Annotated in this window: 18 protein-coding genes, 1 rRNA gene and 1 other annotated feature; all 19 genes read right to left on the bottom strand. The window is 56.6% G+C overall.

All coding sequences use genetic code 11. The features are described 5' to 3' along the window. Nucleotides 1–298 (bottom strand): 16S ribosomal RNA (locus CDO73_RS13965); the annotation flags it as partial. Between the two features lie 497 nt (nucleotides 299–795). After that, on the bottom strand, nucleotides 796–1686 hold the full coding sequence (gene pheA, locus CDO73_RS13960) for a prephenate dehydratase (RefSeq protein ID WP_088489115.1): 891 nt from the start codon (nucleotides 1684–1686) through the stop codon (nucleotides 796–798). Next, entirely contained in the window at nucleotides 1683–2657 is a 975-nt protein-coding gene (gene thrB / locus CDO73_RS13955) for a homoserine kinase (RefSeq protein WP_088489114.1), read from the bottom strand. Before thrB ends, pheA begins: the two co-directional genes overlap by 4 nt. Nucleotides 2658–2690: 33 nt before the next feature. Next, on the bottom strand, nucleotides 2691–3983 hold the full coding sequence (locus CDO73_RS13950) for a homoserine dehydrogenase (protein ID WP_088489113.1): 1293 nt from the start codon (nucleotides 3981–3983) through the stop codon (nucleotides 2691–2693). A gap of 103 nt (nucleotides 3984–4086) precedes the next feature. Then, on the bottom strand, nucleotides 4087–4524 hold the full coding sequence (locus CDO73_RS13945) for an ACT domain-containing protein (RefSeq protein WP_088489112.1): 438 nt from the start codon (nucleotides 4522–4524) through the stop codon (nucleotides 4087–4089). Between the two features lie 240 nt (nucleotides 4525–4764). Next, the gene (gene obgE / locus CDO73_RS13940) at nucleotides 4765–6075 is read right to left on the bottom strand and encodes a GTPase ObgE (protein WP_088489111.1); all 1311 of its coding nucleotides are present in this window, start codon (nucleotides 6073–6075) and stop codon (nucleotides 4765–4767) included. 77 nt (nucleotides 6076–6152) lie between these two features. Beyond that, nucleotides 6153–6890, bottom strand: coding sequence for a Spo0B domain-containing protein (locus tag CDO73_RS13935; protein ID WP_179218704.1), 738 nt, complete (start codon nucleotides 6888–6890; stop codon nucleotides 6153–6155). Nucleotides 6891–7100: 210 nt separating this feature from the next. Next, a complete protein-coding gene (gene rpmA / locus CDO73_RS13930; protein WP_087801010.1) occupies nucleotides 7101–7412 on the bottom strand; it encodes a 50S ribosomal protein L27 in 312 nt (103 codons plus the stop codon). Between the two features lie 22 nt (nucleotides 7413–7434). After that, nucleotides 7435–7767: a ribosomal-processing cysteine protease Prp gene (locus tag CDO73_RS13925; protein WP_088489109.1), complete on the bottom strand. Its 333-nt coding sequence runs from the start codon at nucleotides 7765–7767 to the stop codon at nucleotides 7435–7437. 14 nt (nucleotides 7768–7781) lie between these two features. After that, on the bottom strand, nucleotides 7782–8093 hold the full coding sequence (rplU, locus tag CDO73_RS13920; protein ID WP_087801012.1) for a 50S ribosomal protein L21: 312 nt from the start codon (nucleotides 8091–8093) through the stop codon (nucleotides 7782–7784). Between the two features lie 13 nt (nucleotides 8094–8106). Continuing rightward, nucleotides 8107–8191 (bottom strand) — a sequence feature (ribosomal protein L21 leader region). A gap of 81 nt (nucleotides 8192–8272) precedes the next feature. Beyond that, nucleotides 8273–9511, bottom strand: a complete 1239-nt coding sequence (locus tag CDO73_RS13915) for an Rne/Rng family ribonuclease (protein WP_088489108.1) — start codon at nucleotides 9509–9511, stop codon at nucleotides 8273–8275. Between the two features lie 161 nt (nucleotides 9512–9672). Continuing rightward, nucleotides 9673–10470, bottom strand: a complete 798-nt coding sequence (gene minD / locus CDO73_RS13910) for a septum site-determining protein MinD (protein ID WP_088489107.1) — start codon at nucleotides 10468–10470, stop codon at nucleotides 9673–9675. Between the two features lie 3 nt (nucleotides 10471–10473). Beyond that, a complete protein-coding gene (locus CDO73_RS13905; protein ID WP_088489106.1) occupies nucleotides 10474–11163 on the bottom strand; it encodes a septum site-determining protein MinC in 690 nt (229 codons plus the stop codon). Between the two features lie 83 nt (nucleotides 11164–11246). Then, entirely contained in the window at nucleotides 11247–11777 is a 531-nt protein-coding gene (gene mreD / locus CDO73_RS13900; RefSeq protein ID WP_088489105.1) for a rod shape-determining protein MreD, read from the bottom strand. Next, complete coding sequence (mreC, locus tag CDO73_RS13895; protein ID WP_088489104.1) at nucleotides 11774–12679, bottom strand: rod shape-determining protein MreC; 906 nt, start codon at nucleotides 12677–12679, stop codon at nucleotides 11774–11776. Before mreC ends, mreD begins: the two co-directional genes overlap by 4 nt. 46 nt (nucleotides 12680–12725) lie before the next feature. Continuing rightward, on the bottom strand, nucleotides 12726–13757 hold the full coding sequence (locus CDO73_RS13890) for a rod shape-determining protein (protein ID WP_088489103.1): 1032 nt from the start codon (nucleotides 13755–13757) through the stop codon (nucleotides 12726–12728). 86 nt (nucleotides 13758–13843) lie between these two features. Continuing rightward, complete coding sequence (gene radC / locus CDO73_RS13885; RefSeq protein ID WP_088489102.1) at nucleotides 13844–14536, bottom strand: RadC family protein; 693 nt, start codon at nucleotides 14534–14536, stop codon at nucleotides 13844–13846. Between the two features lie 287 nt (nucleotides 14537–14823). Next, a complete protein-coding gene (locus CDO73_RS13880; RefSeq protein ID WP_088489101.1) occupies nucleotides 14824–15426 on the bottom strand; it encodes a Maf family protein in 603 nt (200 codons plus the stop codon). A gap of 250 nt (nucleotides 15427–15676) precedes the next feature. Next, entirely contained in the window at nucleotides 15677–17056 is a 1380-nt protein-coding gene (murC, locus tag CDO73_RS13875; RefSeq protein ID WP_088489154.1) for a UDP-N-acetylmuramate--L-alanine ligase, read from the bottom strand. Nucleotides 17057–17060: the final 4 nt, after the last annotated feature.

The following is a 17060-nucleotide window of genomic DNA, read 5'->3' as shown; positions in this document are numbered from 1 at the left end:
TACTCATAGTCGCCTTGTTGTTTCATTACCCCCCCAGCTGTCTAGTGCGCCGCCGTCCCATCTCTCAGTGACAGCTTGCGCCGTCTTTCCTCGTCTCTTCATGCGAAGAATCGATGTATCCGGTATTAGCATCCGTTTCCGGAAGTTATCCCAGTCTGAAAGGCAGGTTGCCTACGTGTTACTCACCCGTCCGCCGCTAAGTATCAGAGAAGCAAGCTTCTCGTCAGCTCCGCTCGACTTGCATGTATTAGGCATGCCGCCAGCGTTCGTCCTGAGCCAGGATCAAACTCTCCATTAAAGTTGCGACCCGAAGGCCGGCTTATCAAGAAAGCACCATGTGCTCGTTTAAAACGTGGCGATTCTCGATTGCTCAAGAACCTTTTATTCTCACGATGACCGAAGCCATCGTTGTTCACTCGTTATCCAGTTTTCAAAGAACAAACTCGGTAATTCTCGTTTCCGCCGCTCAGTGTTTCTCGCAGCAGCAACTCTTATATATTAGCACGTTCGTTTTCGTTTTGCAAGCCTTTTTTGAAATCTTTTTTTCAGGCCCTTTCGAACCGTTCATCCGATTTCCTTTTTTGACTCGCTCGCTTTTTCGAACGCCCGTCGCGCCTTCGCTCGACTAGATTTCTAGTATACCACCCTCCCTTCTCGTTTTCAAGCCTATCTCCAATATTTTTTACGTCATGCAACATTTCCGTTTATCACGGCTTTTTAAGGTCGGCCAATCATACAAAAAGAGAAGCGCGGACGCTTCTCTTCGGATTCTTGCTCATTCATCCTAACGACCGTTTATGCCTCGGACTCCGATTTCTCCTGTTGGTAATCAAAGCAAGGATAAGATCCTAGGATTCTGACCTGGCAGCCCAAAGCTTGAATCTCTTCCACTGCGGCTTGCAGAAGAATCGAATCGCCCGGCACGAGAACATCGATGTAGAAGTAATAATTGCCCAGTTTCTTTTTCGTCGGCCGGGATTCGATACGCGACAAATTCAGCCTTCTCCAAGCGAAAGCGGACAACACCTGATGAAGCGCGCCGGCGTAATCTTCGGGAAGAATGACCTGCATGCTCGTTTTCTCGTGATCGCTTGACCGGTTCGCCTTGAGCGCTTCGGGACCGATCAGCACGAAACGGGTGTAATTGTTATCGTGATCCGTTACCCGTTCCGCCAGTATGTCGAGTCCGTAGCGCTGCGCGCCCAGTCGAGTGGAAAAGGCCGCCCAACCGTTTCCGGGATGCGCCGCGACCTGAGCCGCTCCTTCGGCCGTGCTGCTCGCGTTCTCCAAGTCGGCGTGCCGAAGATGTTCGGAGATGAACGTTCGGCACTGCGCGATGGCAACCGGGTGCGAGAGAACTTTGGCGACTTTCCCGAAATCGAGCGTCCCGTCTTCGCCAATGAATTCTTCGCGGCGGCCGACCAAATTCTGAATCGACGGGTATACCCATTCGGCCTGCATCGGCACGTCGACTTCGTTGACCAGCCAATCCATATGCAGACTTACGGAACCTTCGATCGTGTTTTCGATAGGAATGACCGCGTAATCGGCTTCTCCTCGGACCACCGACATAAAGACTTCGGAGATTACTTTGCAATGAATCAATTGGACCGGCTCGCCTCGAAGCAGATATTCGACCGCTTCATGAGAAACGGAACCGGCGGACAGAAGTGCAATACGTTTCATGACGAAATTTCTCCTTTGATCCGTTCCAGAAAAAGATCGGGGTGAATGCCGGCCTCGCAGACTGCACCCTCAAGATCCGGTTCTAACCACAACGTACGAGCGGCGATGCCGTTCTTCTGCATGACATCCCGCATGAAGTTCTCCAGCTCGCCGTGCGTCGCGCCGTCGCGGTCGACGAGAGCCAACACCGTCGGTCCCGCTCCGCTGAGCGCGGCGCCCAGCGCCCCGTAGTCGGAAGCATGCTCAAGGATCGTCTCCATCCCCGGCACGAGCGCCGCTCGATAAGGTTGATGCAGACGATCGCGCATCGCTGAAGACAGCAAGTCCAGACGCCCCGAAGCAAAGGCCGCGGTCAGCAGCGAAGAACGGCTGATATTATGCACGGCGTCCTGCAAGCTTAGCTGCTGAGGCAGTACGGCCCGCGCCGCCGAAGTGGCCAATTCGAACTCCGGGATCAGCGCGAGCACTTTGAGTTTCCGCGGCGGCTCGATACGAACGTAATCCGCATGTTCTCCGTCCCAAGCCGCCGCGACGATACCGCCGAACAGCGAAGCTCCAACGTTATCGGGATGCCGCTCCAACCCCGTGGCCAGATCGAACAATCGGTCTTTGGACAATGGCGACCCGATCAAAGCATTGGCCGCAACCAGTCCCGCGATGATCGCCGAAGCGCTGCTGCCCAGTCCCCGCGTAAGCGGAATGTCCGAACGCATGCCGATCTCCAGCTCCGGAACGTCCGCTCCGGCCGCGTCGAAAACGAGCTGGGCCACTTTGTAAATCAAATTTTCTTTATCCGCCGGGATGCCTTCAAAGCCCTCTCCCGCAAAATGGACAACCGTTCGTTCCGCGCGGCGCATTTCTACCCAGATATACAGGGACAGCGACATGCCGAGCGTATCGAATCCCGGGCCGAGGTTGGCCGTGCTGGCCGGCACTCTGACGCGTACCGATCCGGCGTTTTCGTTCTTCATGAGGTTCCTGCTCCTTCCGATTCCGTTTGCGCTTTACCCTTCTACCCGATAGACGCTGACGATCCGCCGCACCACTTCAAGCTCTTCGAATCGGTTCAGCACCTTCTTGATGCTCTCTTGGCTGGCTTGGTGCGTAACGATCACGATCTCCGCGTTCGGATTCAGCTCGTTCGGCTGCTGCACGACCGAAGCGAGACTGACTTCGTATTCGGTGAAAATTTGCGTGATCCGGGCAAGAACGCCGGCTTTATCGTCCACATGCAGCAAAATGAAATTTTTGGACATGACTTCCGCGTCGGTCTTGAGCTTCTTCGGCTTATGCGGAGCGATCTGCTTCAAGCCGTTCACGCCCAGTCGCAGATTCTTGATGACCGACACCAGATCGGCGACGACCGAAGTAGCCGTCGGCATCTCGCCCGCGCCCGCTCCGTAGAACATCGTTTCTCCGACCGCTTCGCCGTACACGTATACCGCGTTGTAGACACCGTTGACCGAAGCGATCGGATGCGAGACCTTGACCATCGTCGGCTGAACGCTGATCGAAATCGCGTCTTCGTCGCGTTCGGCGATGCCCAGCAGCTTGATCTCGTAACCGAGATTCTTCGCATAGGCGATATCGGATTGGCTGACGCCGGAGATGCCTTCGACTTTGACGTCGGACAGCTCTACATTGGTGCGGAATCCCAAAGTCCCCAGAATGGTCATCTTCCGTGCCGCGTCCAGACCTTCGACGTCGGAAGTCGGATCCGACTCGGCATAGCCGAGCTGCTGCGCCTCTTTGAGCACGGCCTCGTAAGAGACGCCTTCTTTGCTCATCTTGGTCAGCATGTAGTTGGTCGTTCCGTTGACGATGCCTACGATCTTGGTGATCCGGTCCGAAGAAAAGCCTTCGATCAGCGTCCGGATGATCGGGATGCCGCCCGCGACGCTGGCTTCGTAGAAGACGTCGCATTTCATCTCCTGCGCTTTGGCCAGAATCTCCGTGCCGTACAACGCCATCAGGTCCTTGTTCGCGGTGACGATATGTTTGCCGCGCGCCAAGGCTTCGAGAACGTAAGTACGCGTCTGTTCGACGCCGCCCATCACTTCCACGATCACGTCGATCTCCGGATCGCGAATGACGGCCCACGGGTCGTCGGTCAACTTCGACGGATCGATCGGAATATTGCGTACCTTTTCCCGATCTTTGACGGAAATTTTCTCGATCACGATCGGCGAACCTACTTGCCCGCTCAGATCTTCCTGATGCATGTCCACGATCCGTACGACTCCCGTACCTACCGTCCCCAGACCGAGTAATCCTACCTTTATCGGTTTGCTGCTCACGTGCACGTTCCTCCCCGTCCCTATGCGGTCCTTGCCTTGGCAATAATCGTTCCGCATCTCTCTGTTTCTCAAGCTTCCTGTCCCATCTTATCGCGTTCGTCGATTATCCTTGTCCGATCACGACTACCCGGCTTACGCCCGCCAGCGCTTCGAGCGACGCCGTCAAACGGCCGAGTTCATCATGCAGACGCGACGTTTCTACCGATAATACCACATTTGCCGTACCTTGCAGCGGAATACTTTGATTGATCGTCAACACGTTGCCGCCGCTCTCCGCGATCAGACCCAGGACTTTAAACAAGATGCCGGCGCGATGTTCGAGCAGCAGCGATAACGTCACCAGCCGCTCGCGTTCGAGTTGATTGACCTGATGAATGCCGTCCTTGTATTTGTAAAAGGCACTTCGGCTGATTCCCGCGATCGCTACCGCTTCGTTCACCGTCTTGGCCTGACCGCCCGCCAACAGCTCTTTGACATGCAGAGTTTTGAGAATGGCTTCGGGCAGAATGTCTTCTCTGGCCAAATAATAACGTTCTTTCATAAGCAGTCCTCTCCTTAAAGACGAGTGTTTTCATATAGCGGACATTATAACGAAGAAACCGACTCAGCGTCAACCCTTTAACGCAAAAAAGTTACACGGCGCGTGATCCTTCGGTTCAGATAAAAGAGATTCGGCGGGGAGTTCGCAAAAAAAAGCGAGCGCCGATCCCGCAGGACTCGACACTCGCTTGCTTGTTTCTATTCGACGGACGCCGGCTTATCGCTCGCTCCGATTTGCGTTTTAGAAATAACTGCTGCCTTCGACGAATTCGAACTCGAAATCGCCGATCCGCACGATCGTGCCGTCTTTGGCGCCGCGTTTGCGCAGCTCGTCGTCGACGCCCATATAACGCAGCGTGCGGGCGAGCTTCAGGATCGCGTCGTGGGAATTCAACTGCATCCGTTTCATCATGCGTTCGATCTTCGCGCTCTCCACCACGAACATCTCGTTCTCGCGGCGAACCGTGAAGCTCTCGTCTTCGGCTTCTTCCGCGCGATAGATCTTGCGTTCGTTTTGCTCGGCCGTTTCTTCGATCGCCGGAGCTTCCGGAATGGAATCGAGCAGATCGGCGGCGCGGTACATCAGTTCCTGCACGCCTTGACGGGTAAGCGACGAGATCGGCAGAATCTCGATGTCCGGGTTGACCTCGGCTACCTTCTCTTTGAACACGCGCAGGTTCTCTTCGGAGTCCGGCATGTCCATCTTGTTGGCCGCCACGATCTGAGGACGCTTCTCCAACTCCGCATTGTACAGCTTGATCTCTTCGTTGATCTTCATCCAATCTTCGAACGGATCGCGTCCTTCGGAGCCGGACATATCCACGACATGAATGATGACTCTTGTCCGTTCGACGTGACGCAGGAATTCGTGTCCCAAGCCTACGCCTTCGTGAGCGCCTTCGATCAGTCCCGGAAGATCGGCCATCACGAAGCTTCGGCCTTCTCCCACGCCGACTACGCCCAGATTCGGCGTGATCGTGGTGAAGTGGTACGCGCCGATCTTCGGAGTCGCTCCGGAAACGACGGACAAGAGCGTCGATTTGCCTACGCTAGGGAAGCCGACGAGACCGACGTCCGCCATGACTTTCAGCTCCAGCACGATATAACGTTCTTGGCCTTCTTCGCCGTTCTCCGCAAGTTCCGGGGCCGGATTGTTGGGCGTAGCGAAACGGATATTGCCGCGTCCGCCGCGTCCGCCGCGCGCGACGATGATTTCTTGACCGTTGCGCGTCATATCCGCCAGCACTTCTTGCGTGTCGTCGTCGATGATCACGGTACCCGGAGGAATACGCACGACCATATGCTCGGCGTTTGCGCCGTGTTGACTCTTGTTGCGGCCTTTTTCGCCGCGCTGCGCTTTGAAGTGACGTTGGTAACGGAAGTCCATCAACGTGCGCAGACCTTCGTCGACGCGGAAAATGACGTTGCCGCCTTTGCCGCCGTCGCCGCCTGCAGGACCTCCGTTCGGCACGTATTTCTCACGCCGGAACGAGACGATGCCGTCGCCGCCGTCGCCGCCTTTGACATAAATTTTCGCTTTATCTACAAACATGAATTCACCTCTTCTATAACATCCGCCCGACGCTCGGCATCGTCGATCCGATCGACGAGGTTGCGCGGACGGCTATTTTAAGTTCGAACAGGAAGCCTCCACCGGATCAAAGTGCCTCCGTCGGCCGCTTCCGCCCTCAATTCGCAAGATTCCAGAGCTTCTTCGACCGCTTGATGCAGAACCGATGCCGCTGCCGGATCATTTTCCGGTTCGATGAACAAAGTCGCTTCCCCGCCCTCTTCGCCGAACACGATCCGCAGCGCCGGGGCCGAAACATTAGCCGCCAGTCCGGAATATCGATAAGCCGACATCCCCGCGCGAACGGCACGAATCAATCCTTCTTCTTCGCGGACAGCCAGACTTCCGTCGTAACGCAGCTCCGAGTCCGCCTCGATATGCAAAGCGATCTCCCGATTCTCGCCTTTGAACGTCATCAAATAGAAGACCAACTCGGGCAGACCGAGCTTCGCGATCCGGCTTTCCGTATGCATGCTTTCGCTAACGCGCGTCACGATCTCTTCGATGCGCTCGGATTTGCCCATTTTGGCGTAACCGTAAATCAATTGAAGATCATTCATCCAATCGTGCCGCTGATGACTGAGCACGCCGAGAAAAAACGACTGCATCGATTGTCTGACTTCTCCAACCTCGCGCGTTCTGCGCATTTTCTCGTGCCGGGATAACAGCACAAAGACCGCCGCCAACCAAACGGCCAGCAAACCGAACGTGGCGATCCCCGGAAAAATCCAAGCCAGAACCAAAGGAAATGCAGCAGACAGCGGCAGTATTAAGGATAGATTCCCCCAGCTTCTCATCGGCCCTCTCCGTTTCTGATCATAGTTTTCGTCCTCTTCAGCCCTACGCCCCATCAAGATTTACTAACCATGAGTATACCCAGAATACGGCAAAAATCCAAGCAAAAGCAATTCGTCGTGCATCTGTTCCTGCGAAAATCCGGTCGTCTCTTCCCATAAAAAAAGACCTTCGGCACGAATACCGAAGGCTTCTTGATTACCCGTTAGGTCTTAGGCCTCTACGGAAGCTGCTACGTCAGCAACTTGTACCGGGTAGACGCTGACTTTTTTGCGGTCACGACCCAGACGTTCGAATTTCACGACGCCGTCGATCAGAGCAAACAAAGTGTCGTCTTTGCCAATACCTACGTTCGTTCCCGGGTGAATCTTCGTACCGCGCTGACGGTAAATGATACCGCCGCCGCGTACGGCTTGACCGTCCGCACGTTTAGCGCCAAGGCGCTTCGAGTGGCTGTCACGTCCGTTTTTCGTCGAACCTACACCCTTTTTGGAAGCGAATAACTGGAGATCCAATTTCAACATAGTGGTCTACCTCCTTCTTTGCTTATTTTGTAACCTCGTCGATGCGAATATATTCACGGTAAGAAGTTTCGATCGTATTCAGCATAACCACCATCGATTCAAGAATCAGCTCGGCTTGGGCTCTGAGTTCGTCCGATTCCATCGGCGGAAGGCTTCCGCTTAGAAAACCGTTCTTCATCCGGGTCTTCATCACCGTCTTCGTGAGCACCTCGACCGAATTCACCGTTCCGACCGTGATGGCCGAAATGGCGGAACAGACGATATCCTCGCCGCGATCGGCGTAACCCGCATGACCCTTAACCTGAAAACCGGTGATTTTGCCGTCCGGTGATCTTACGATTTGGACGATAACCAAGTTATCACCTTCAATTATGCTTGAATTTTGCCGATCGTTACTTTAGTGTACGGTTGGCGATGGCCTTGTTTCTTGTGATAGTTCTTTTTAGGTTTGTATTTGTATACAACAACCTTTTGGCCTTTACCGTGTTTTTCAACAGTCGCCGTTACGGTTGCTCCGGATACCAATGGAGTACCGATCGCCAGTCCGTCCTCTTTGGAAACGGCCAGGACACGGTCGAACGTTACGCTTTCGCCGTCGCCGGCTTCCAGCTTCTCGATGAACAGAACGTCGCCCTCTTGGACTTTGTACTGTTTACCACCTGTTTCGATAATTGCGTACATCTTCTTGCACCTCCTCATGTCTCAGACTCGCCTGGTTCGGGTGGATCTTCTGCTTAGCAGGGATCGCTTCGACCCGGCCTGTGCGGTTACAGCATGTTGTGCAAAGTGAAGTACACCGGCACACATACCAGAGTATCTTAGCATGCCTTTGAGCAAAAGTCAACGGCCCACTTCAACGTTCAGCGAATCGCGATTCGGCCCGTTCCTTCGCAGGCCCCGCACGTTTCGTAGAACAATCCCGCTCCGCTTTCCCTGACCTTCTTGCGCGTCATCTCCAGCAGGCCGAGCTTCGTCCAACCGACGATATGCGATTGCGTCCGATCCCGAATCAACTGTTCTTCCAAGCGGTTCAGCACGCGAGCGCGGTTGCGTTCTTCCTGCATGTCGATAAAATCCACGATCACGATTCCGCCTACGTCCCGAAGCCTCAGCAGCCGCGCGATCTCCGCCGCAGCTTCGAGATTGGCATCGGTTACCGTCGTCTCCAAGCTGTGATCGGCTCCGGTAAATTTGCCCGTATTGACGTCCACGACGGTCAAAGCTTCGGTCTGATCCCAGACCAGGTAGCCGCCGCCCGGCAGCCAAATCTTTCTTCCGAAATCCCGGTGCAGTTGACGCTCGACCGAGTACGCTTCGAACAAAGGCGTCGAATCGCGGTGCAGCCGAACGCGCGGCCGCGCCTGCGGCATCATTCGTTCCAGATAAGCGGACGCCTTCTCCTGCTGCGCGGCCTCGTCCACGATCAACTCGTCGGCCGCCGGATCGAATACGTCCCGAATCATCCGCTGCGCCAGATCCAGATCGCGATACAGCTCGTCCGGAGCCTGCGAAGTTTCGGCAGAGCGGCGAATGCTTTCCCACTGCGCGCGCAGCCGTTCGAGGTCCTCTTCCAACTCCTCCGCATGCTCGCTGCTTGCCACCGTGCGCAGGATCAAGCCTTCGTCCGAGCGGCGCATGCGCTCGCCTAGCTTTTTGAGCCGAACGCGCTCCGCTTCCGGTTCGACCTTTTTGGAAACGGCGACGTAATCGGCTTCCGGCATATAAACGATATACCGGCCGGGCAGCGAATAATGCATCGTAACCCTCGCGCCTTTGCCGCCGAACGGTTCTTTCGTGATCTGCACAAGCACTTGCTGACCTTTGCGGGCGATCTGCTCGATCGAAGGTTTGGGCTTGGACGGTTTGTCCGGATGGGCCGGAAGCATGTCGTCGATATATAAAAAGGCGTTTTTCTTGAGTCCGATGTCGACGAACGCGGCCTGCATGCCCGGCAGCACGTTGACGATCCTTCCTTTATAAAAACTTCCGGCCACGCCGTACTCCCGTACGCGTTCCGCCGCGAATTCGATCAACCGCCCGTTCTCGAGCAGCGCCGTCTGGGTCCATTCCGCTTCGCTATGCACTACCAGTTGTTTCATGCGTCACCTCTTGCGGACTTTGATCTCCATATTCGGCATGCCGCGAAGCGCGCGGCGCCTACCTCACTAGACGCGGTTCGCCGTTCAAAAGTTTCGCCGGCTTGCTCGGCATACGAAAAAGGCTCTTCGCCGAAAACGGCGAAGAACCTTGCGGTACGGCTTTATTTGCCGCCCCCGAAAATTTTCCGGAACAGATTGAACCGGCCTTTTTTCTCGTCCAACTGCATCAAAGGTACGGTATCTCCTTGAATGCGGCGAGAAATGTTTCGATACGCGATCGACGCCTTGGAATCCGGATTCATGACGGTCGGCTCGCCGGTGTTGGCCGCCTTGATGACCATCTCGTCGTCCGGCACGATGCCGAGCAGATCGATGTTCAACACCTGAAGCACTTCGTCCACGTCGAGCATTTCGCCCGCTTTGACCATGTTCGGACGAATCCGGTTGACCACCAGCTTCGGCGAACCGATATGCGAGCCTTCGAGCAGACCGATGACCCGATCGGCGTCGCGCACCGCCGCGTTCTCCGGCGTCGTCACGACGATCGCTTGATCGGCGCCCGCGATCGCGTTCTTGAAGCCTTGTTCAATGCCTGCCGGGCAGTCGATCAGCACGTATTGGAACTCGTTTTTCAATTCGAGAATGATGTCGCGGATCTGATCCGGCGACACGGCGTTTTTGTCTTTGGTCTGCGCGGCCGGCAGCATGTAAAGTTCGTCGAAGCGTTTATCTTTGACCAGCGCTTGATGCAAGCGGCAGCGCCCGTCGGCCACGTCGCAAATATCGTAAATGATCCGGTTTTCCAGCCCCATGACGACGTCCAGATTCCGCAAGCCGATATCCGTATCGACCAGACAGACCTTTTTGCCGAGCAGCGCCAGCGCAGTCCCGATATTGGCCGTGGTCGTCGTCTTGCCGACGCCGCCTTTTCCCGAAGTGACGACTATAGCCTCTCCCATTCTCTACACTCCTTTGAACACATTCAGATCCCGGCCCAGCCGGGCGATATTCGCCATCTTGTCCACCTGCATCTGCCCGTCTTGAAGATAAGCGAATTCCATCTGCGTCTCGTGCGGATGGAAGCTGACTTCTTCGTCGTTATCGGGCGGACGGCTGATGACTTCCGCGATCCGCAGCTGCGTCGGCGCCAGATAAGAAGCGCCCACGATCGCGAGCTCGCTGCCTTCCGAACCGGCATGAGCCATTCCGCGCAGCGCTCCGAGAATGTAGATATCGCCGGTACATACGATGGAACCTCCCGGATTGACATCTCCCAGAAACAGCAGATTGCCGTCGTGCCGGAGCACCTGCCCGGAACGGACCATGCCGCTGATCGTCGTCACCGGCGTCCGCAGCACTCCGTTCTCCCGCGCGTCGGCCGCTTTGGCGGCACCTTCGATCGAACGCACGAGCAGATTCCGTTTGCCGCGAAGCACGTCGAGGATTTGCAGCTTCTGCTCGTCCGACAGTTCCCGGATGCCGTAACGAACGTCGATCGAGACGAGCGGTCCGCTCAAGATGGCCTGATGACTGTTCTCGAGCATCTCTTTCAACTCTTCGAGCAGCTCTTCGAAGTCGCAGCGTTCGTCCAACCGGAATACGAGTCCGTCCTTGATTCCCTTGATCGTAATGAGTTTGCGCTTAATGGACATCTCCCCCGCTCCCCTTTCGACTGAATCTTTCGCGACGAAGGTTCCTTTCTCCTGCACGAAACCGATAAAAGTTGCCTGCGGGCTTACTCGTTCTCTTCTTTCTTCGGACGCAGCGGCATCTTGTCGAATTGCCGGCGAATCGGCACGTAGACGATCAACGCGAACACGACCCGGAACAGCAAATCGGGGATAATGTATTGGATGAGCGCCCAGTTGTAAGGCTGGTTGTTGAAATCGAACACGGTGTAGATCCCGAACAGCATGCTGTCGAGCATGAAGCTGCCGATCATGACGACGCCGAGCATGACCGGAAGCGGGGCTTTAGGAAGCTGGAAGATCAGTCCCAGCACGTAAGCGGTAAAGCCCATTGTGAACGAATAAGGACCCAACATCGCGCCGTAATACACCACGTCGTGCAGCATCCCGAAAACCGCGCCCAACACCATTCCCGCGTAACGATGGCGATACACGGCGACGAACAGCACGCAGACGAAGATCAGGTTCGGCATCAGATGCTCCGACCAAGCCTCCGGCATGAACCACGGCAGCACGCTGCCTTCGAACAGGAACAGCACGAACAGCAGCAGGACGAGAACCTGTTTGCGCCACGTCATGGCGTACCGTCTCCCGTCGCTGCGTTCGGATCGGGTCCCGGGATGACGACGAACAGCTCTTTCCATTCGACGAAGCTGGCCGTCGGCCGGATCTTGGCCGTCGAAGTCAGACCGAATTGACTCGGTTCGACCACCATGACTTTGCCCAATACGATGCCTGCCGGGAACACGCCGCCGCTGCCCGAGCTGACGATGATATCGCCGGATTTAATCATTTTGGTCGGATCGTCGTTTTTGATTCCTGTCATCAGCAGGCGTTTTTCTTTGGGATCGTAGCTTTCCACGATTCCGAAAGTTCCAGACTTCCCGTCGGCCGTCGCCGAAATGGCGTAGCTGTCCGGCGAAGTAAGGCTGAGCGAGGTAATCAATTGCACCGTCGCCGTATAATCGGTCGTCGTGCTGACCACTCCGACCATACCGTCGATGCTCGTAACCGCCATGCCCACTTCGACTCCGTCCTTCGAACCGACGTCGATATTGACCGTCGGGTTGTTAACGTCCTCGTTGACGGAAACGACTTGCGCGAATCGATAATGCTTCGTCGAGTTGTCGGTTTGAGTTTTCGTGAAATTGAGGGAAGCTTTTAATCCGTCAACGTCATTTTTCATCTGATTATAATTCACCAGATCCCGTTCCAACTGCGCCACCTTGATCCGCAGACGATCGTTCTCGTCGTACACTTGGCCGAGTTCCGAAATGTCTTTGAAGAAACCGGACACCGCGGAAGCCGGCTTGTTCACGACGCGCTGCGTGAAGCCTACCGTGTCTTTGACGAATTTCTCGGGCCAGGTCAAGCCGACCCGATCGCCGAGCGTCACGCCCATCAAGGCGATGAACAGCACGAGCACGATCAGCAGGATGAATAATTTGCGATTGCCGAACATTCTAAACAGTTCGAACACCTTCTAACGTCACTGAATTGGCCGTAAGCATGATTCGCCTCCGGTCTTAGCGTTTCGAGCGGGCCGAACCGTTGCTTCCGCGGCCCTTGAACAAGTGGATGTTATCCAGCGCGCGGCCCGTGCCGATCGCCACGCAGTCCAACGGGTTGTCGGCCACGATCACCGGCATGCCCGTCTCGCCGGCCAGCAGTTTGTCCAGATTGCGCAGCAGCGCTCCGCCGCCCGTCAAGACGATGCCGCGGTCCATGATGTCGGCCGCCAGTTCCGGCGGGCACTTCTCCAGCGTGACCTTGACCGCTTCGACGATCGAACTTACCGTATCGGCCAGCGCTTCGGCGATCTCGTGCGAAGTGATCGAGATGGTCTTCGGCAGGCCGCTGACGAGGTCGCGTCCGCGGATCTCGATCGTTTCCGCCGTTTCGAGCTGAATCGCCGAACCGATCTCCATTTTCAACATTTCGGACGTGCGTTCGCCGATCATCAGATTATACTGGCGTTTCACGTACTGCATGATCGCTTCGTCCATCTCGTCGCCCGCCACGCGAACCGAACGTGCCGTCACGATGCCGCCGAGCGAGATGACCGCGACTTCCGTCGTGCCGCCGCCGATATCCACGACCATGCTGCCCGTCGGTTCCCAGACCGGAAGATCCGCGCCGATCGCCGCCGCGAACGGTTCTTCGATCGTGTAAGCTTCGCGCGCGCCCGCCTGCTTCGTGGCGTCTTCGACGGCGCGCTGCTCGACCGCGGTGATGCCCGAAGGCACGCAGACCATCACGTTCGGGTGGCGCTGGAACATGGAACGCTTCTTCTGCGCTTGATTGATGAAGTATTTGATCATCGTGGCCGTCGTATCGAAATCGGCGATTACGCCGTCTTTCATCGGACGGATCGCGCGGATGTTGCCCGGCGTGCGGCCGATCATTTTCTTCGCGTCTTCGCCTACCGCTTCGATCGTTTTCGTGTCGGTACGCAGCGCAACCACGGAAGGTTCTCTTACCACGATGCCTTTTCCTCGTACGTATACCAGCGTGTTTGCCGTACCCAAGTCGATTCCCAGATCTTTATTGCCCATCATGTTCGTTTAACTCCTTTTCTCGTTCGAGTGTCGATTTTCGTGTTGGTTAATTCCGTGCGTGAATAAAAGCCCTCAGGCAGGAAAGCTCACATCATTCCCTGCTCCTTGAGGCTGACAAAATGGCCGTCGCCCACGACGATATGATCGAGCACGTCGATGCCGACGATCCGTCCCGATTCGACCAACCGCTTGGTGATCGCGATGTCTTCGGGGCTCGGAGCCGGATCGCCGCTCGGGTGGTTATGGGCGCAGACGATCGAAGCGCTGCCGTATTTGATCGCGGCGCGAAAGACTTCGCGCGGATGCACGATCGACGCGTTGAGGCTGCCGATCGACAGCGTCTCCTGCGCGATCACTTGATTTTTCGTATTTAGAAAAAGACACACGAAATGTTCTTTTTGAAGGTATCTCAGCTGTTCGGCCAGCAGTTCCGCCGCGTCGCGGGGACTTCGGATCACGACCCGATCGCCTACGCGCGAAACGGCCATGCGCCGACCCAGCTCGATAGCCGCTTTCAGCTGCACCGCCTTCGCCGGCCCGATGCCGTTGATGCCGATCAGTTCTTCGATGCCCATATCGGCCAGCTGCCTCAGGCCGCTCGTCTGGCCCAATATGCGCTGGGCGACCGTGAGCGCGGATTCTTTCCGCGTACCCGTGACAAGCAGAATCGCCAGCAGTTCCGCATGGCTTAAAGCTTCGGCTCCGGAGCGAAGCATCCGTTCTCTCGGCCGCTCTTCGCGCGGAAGATCCCGAAGCATAATAGTCGTTGTCGATTCCATTCGCAGTCTTCCCTTCATGGTCGGGAAGCCGCTTCATTCGTTCAACGCGTGTATGTCGATCATGGCAGGATCGGAACCCGGGCTTGTTCAACGCCTAATGCGGCAATACCGAATTTGTCCCTTTTAAACAATACCAGCTTAAAGCGGGTTGTCAACCGGACCTGCGCCGCGTTTTCTCCGCGGCTTAAGCACTCTCGAGGTTCCGGCGGCTATGTAACATCGCCCATTATACCATGCTCCGCTTGCGCAATCGAGTCGGCCCCGAACGTTGTTCGGGCGTTCGCCGATCAAGCGAGGGCGTTCGCGCCCAGACGCGTCAGCATACGGTACAGCAGAGCGACGGGCAGGCCCACGATCGCGTGATAATCGCCTTCGACGCGCTCGACGAACACCGCGCCCAGTCCTTGCACCGCGTAAGATCCCGCTTTGTCCATGGGCTCTCCGGTCGCGATATAAGCCGCGATCTCCGAATCGGAGATCTCCCGCATGGTCACGCGGGCGCTGCTGTATCCGGATAAAGTGCGGGCAGGCTGTTCGGGCACTCCGATACAGGCAAGTCCCGTATATACTTCGTGTTTGCGGCCCGATAAGCGGCGAAGCATTCCGGCCGCTTCCTCGGCGTTCGCCGGCTTGCCCAGCACTTGGCCGTCCAGCACGACGATCGTATCGCTGCCGATGACGATGGCGTTCTCCGGCATCTTTTCGCCGATGACGGCGCGCGCTTTGCGAAGCGCCAGCTCGGTGACGATCTTCTCCGGCTCCCAATCTTGCGGCGTGCTCTCGTCGGCATCACTCGGCCGAACTTCGAAAGGCAAATTCAGCAGCGACAACAGCTCCCGTCTGCGCGGCGAGCCGGAAGCGAGGATCAGCAGCGGTTCGTGTCGGTTCATCTTCATGTTCCCCCTTCAAAAAGGCATCGTCGACGCGAAGTCCGAACGATGCCCGCCAAAATAGCACTTACCCATTATAATTGAACGCTACTTGCGTCTCAAGTTCGCTTGCGCAGCCTTGAAATAGACGATGCTTCGGAACATTCGCCCTGCAAGGAGGATTGTTGAAAAAGAAGCTTTGCCGCGCCCGAAGGCGGAAGCAAAGCTTCTTGCAAAGGCAAGCTTATGAACCGAAACGAAGCGTTCGTCCTCAGCGCGTCCGGTTCTTCCAATCTTCGGCGAGCGCATGCGACACTTTCCAGATATCGCCCGCGCCCATCGTGATCACCAGGTCGCCGTCGGCGATGCGGTCCGTCAGATCGGCCAGCACTTCTTCTTTGGTCGCCAGATAACGGGCGTTCGGATTGCTGTTCTGCCGGATCAGTTCGGTCAGCGACGACGAATGCACGCCTTCGATCGGCTGTTCGCCGGCCGGCGAATAGATGTCGACGATAATCGCTTCGTCGGCGTCCGCGAACGCCCGGCTGAACGCGTCGAGCAGGAAGAACGTGCGCGTGTAACGCTGCGGCTGGAACACGGCCACGATCCGTTTGCCTGTCGACTTCGCCGCGCGAAGCGTCGCTTCGATCTCGGTCGGATGGTGCGCGTAATCGTCCACGACCAGCGCGCCGGCCGTATCGACCAACACTTGGAAGCGGCGCTTCGCGCCGTGGAACTTCGACAAGCCCTCCGCCGCTTCTTCGAACGGAATGCCGGCTTTGAGACAAGCAATCAGCGCGGCCGTCGCGTTGAACGCATTGTATTTGCCCGGCACGAACAAGTTGACGCGGCCCAATTCCCGGCCTTGCTCGCTGACGGTGAACGACGAGCGGCGGTCGCCCAATTCCAGATCGGAAATGCGGTAATCGACGTCTTCGCCCATGCCGTAGGTCACGAGGCGGCCCGTCAAACGCGGCATCAGTTCGCGCAGATTCTCGTCGTCGCCGCAGACGATCGCGTATCCGTCTTCGCGCGTCTGATTCAGGAACTGCACGTAAGCTTCCTTGATCTTCTCGAAGCTGCCGTCGTAATTCTCCAGATGGTCGGCTTCGATATTGGTCACGATGCTGATGTACGGATGGTATTGCAGGAACGTGCCGTCGCTCTCGTCGGCTTCCGCCACGACGTATTCGCTTTTGCCGGCTTTGGCGTTGGTGCCGAAGCCGACGATCTCTCCGCCGATGATGTAAGTCGGATCGACTCTGCATTCTTCCATCGCCAGCGCGGTCATCGACGAAGTGGTCGTTTTGCCGTGCGCGCCCGCGACGGCGATACCTTTGCGTTCGTTCAGGAGGCGGGCCAGCATCTGCGAACGATGCAGCGTCGGGATGCCGAGGCGCTGCGCTTCCACTCGTTCCACGTTGTCTTCCGGCAGCGCGGTCGAGTACACGACGGTGTCCGCTCCTTGCACATAAGCGGCGTTATGTCCGTAATGGATCTCCGCTCCGCCTTCCACCAAACGCTTGGTCAAGCTTTGTTCGGCCACGTCGGACCCCGTAATTTTATATCCCATTTCAAGCAAAACTCGCGCGATCGCGCTCATGCCGTAACCGCCGATGCCGATGAAATGGATGTGTTCGGTCTTATTCATCTTG

Source organism: Saccharibacillus sp. O23 (assembly GCF_002205895.1).
Taxonomy (GTDB): domain Bacteria; phylum Bacillota; class Bacilli; order Paenibacillales; family Paenibacillaceae; genus Saccharibacillus.
This window is presented reverse-complemented; position numbering and strand designations above follow the sequence as displayed.

What these genes read in the sequence shown, in the direction of transcription:
- pheA (WP_088489115.1), bottom strand. Translation starts at nt 1,686, where the DNA reads ATGAAACGTATTGCACTTCTGTCCGCCGGTTCCGTTTCTCATGAAGCG.
- thrB (WP_088489114.1), bottom strand. Translation starts at nt 2,657, where the DNA reads ATGAAGAACGAAAACGCCGGATCGGTACGCGTCAGAGTGCCGGCCAGC.
- CDO73_RS13945 (WP_088489112.1), bottom strand. Translation starts at nt 4,524, where the DNA reads ATGAAAGAACGTTATTATTTGGCCAGAGAAGACATTCTGCCCGAAGCC.
- obgE (WP_088489111.1), bottom strand. Translation starts at nt 6,075, where the DNA reads ATGTTTGTAGATAAAGCGAAAATTTATGTCAAAGGCGGCGACGGCGGC.
- CDO73_RS13935 (WP_179218704.1), bottom strand. Translation starts at nt 6,890, where the DNA reads ATGAGAAGCTGGGGGAATCTATCCTTAATACTGCCGCTGTCTGCTGCA.
- rpmA (WP_087801010.1), bottom strand. Translation starts at nt 7,412, where the DNA reads ATGTTGAAATTGGATCTCCAGTTATTCGCTTCCAAAAAGGGTGTAGGT.
- rplU (WP_087801012.1), bottom strand. Translation starts at nt 8,093, where the DNA reads ATGTACGCAATTATCGAAACAGGTGGTAAACAGTACAAAGTCCAAGAG.
- CDO73_RS13915 (WP_088489108.1), bottom strand. Translation starts at nt 9,511, where the DNA reads ATGAAACAACTGGTAGTGCATAGCGAAGCGGAATGGACCCAGACGGCG.
- minD (WP_088489107.1), bottom strand. Translation starts at nt 10,470, where the DNA reads ATGGGAGAGGCTATAGTCGTCACTTCGGGAAAAGGCGGCGTCGGCAAG.
- CDO73_RS13905 (WP_088489106.1), bottom strand. Translation starts at nt 11,163, where the DNA reads ATGTCCATTAAGCGCAAACTCATTACGATCAAGGGAATCAAGGACGGA.
- mreD (WP_088489105.1), bottom strand. Translation starts at nt 11,777, where the DNA reads ATGACGTGGCGCAAACAGGTTCTCGTCCTGCTGCTGTTCGTGCTGTTC.
- CDO73_RS13890 (WP_088489103.1), bottom strand. Translation starts at nt 13,757, where the DNA reads ATGATGGGCAATAAAGATCTGGGAATCGACTTGGGTACGGCAAACACG.
- radC (WP_088489102.1), bottom strand. Translation starts at nt 14,536, where the DNA reads ATGGAATCGACAACGACTATTATGCTTCGGGATCTTCCGCGCGAAGAG.
- CDO73_RS13880 (WP_088489101.1), bottom strand. Translation starts at nt 15,426, where the DNA reads ATGAACCGACACGAACCGCTGCTGATCCTCGCTTCCGGCTCGCCGCGC.
- murC (WP_088489154.1), bottom strand. Translation starts at nt 17,056, where the DNA reads ATGAATAAGACCGAACACATCCATTTCATCGGCATCGGCGGTTACGGC.